The organism is Roseateles sp. P5_E11, assembly GCF_054049355.1.
On the sequence record NZ_JBFUMO010001020.1, the window covers coordinates 1 to 1,155 of the forward strand.

Here is a 1,155-nt window from a genome sequence, read left to right on the forward strand (position 1 = left end):
GTCGGTACCCGCGCCATGTCGGGCGGAAAGTCGAGGAGGGCGGGCAGGCTCTGCGGGCTGAGGAAGCGCAGGCCGGGCGGGACGGCCGCTGGCTGCCGGAAGGGCCGCCGCGAGGCCATCACGAAGCCCCATTCGCCAAAGCTCGGCACATGGGCGTGATAGGGCGTGGCCGTCAGGCCGACGGATTCCAGCGTCGTGACGACAGTCCAGAAGCTGCGTCGGGCGATCAGCGGCGAGGTGGTCTGCACGACGGCGTAACCGGCGGCGCTGAGGTGCTGGTCGACGAGTTCGTAGAAGCTGGCCGTGTAGAGCTTGCCGAGGGCGAAATTGGACGGGTCGGGGAAGTCGATGACGATGACGTCGAAGACCTCGGCATGCTGCTCCAGCCAGCCGAAGGCATCGGCATTGACGATGCGCAGCTTGGGCGACGACAGCGAATGGCCGTTGAGCGCCGCGAGCTTCGGCGTAGACGTGAACAGGCCGGTCATCAATGGGTCCAGCTCCACCAGCGTCACCTGCTCGACGCTCGGGTACTTGAGGATTTCGCGCACGGCCATGCCGTCGCCGCCACCCAGCACGAGCACGCGCTTCGGCGCCCCCTGKGCCGCCATGGCCGGGTGCACCAGAGCCTCGTGATAGCGGTACTCGTCGCGCGAGTGGAATTGCAGATTGCCGTTCAGGAACAGCCGCGTGCCGCCGCCACCATCGGTGACGACGATGCGCTGGTAGGCGCTGCTCTGCTTGAAGACGATGTGCTCGCCGTAGAAGCGTTCCTCGGACCAGCGCGTCAGCGCATCGGCGCCGAGCAGGGCGGCCAGCAGCAGCACGGCCGACAGCCCGCAGGCGATGGCCTGGCTGCGGCGCGCGCGCAGCTCGGCGCGAAAGATCCACAGTGCCCAGACCGCGACGGCCACGTTCAGCAGGCCGAAGGCGATGCCCGTGCGCACCAGGCCGAGCTGAGGCACCAGCACCAGCGGGAAAGCCAGCGCGACCAGCAGGGCGCCGAGGTAGTCGAAGGTCAGCACCTGCGAGACCAGGTCTTTCAGGCCGTAGCGCGCGCTGAAGTGGCGCTTCAGGATGCGCATGACGAGCGGGATCTCCAGCCCGACCAGGGCGCCGACGAGCAGCACCAGCGCGTAGAGCAGGGTCTTGAAG

Annotated in this window: 1 protein-coding gene; it reads right to left on the minus strand. The window is 68.2% G+C overall.

Annotated elements, in window-relative coordinates; genetic code table 11:
- Positions 1-1,155: polyamine aminopropyltransferase (locus tag ACXJKR_RS33060; RefSeq protein ID WP_457326461.1), on the minus strand; the 1,155-nt coding region annotated here is incomplete at both ends.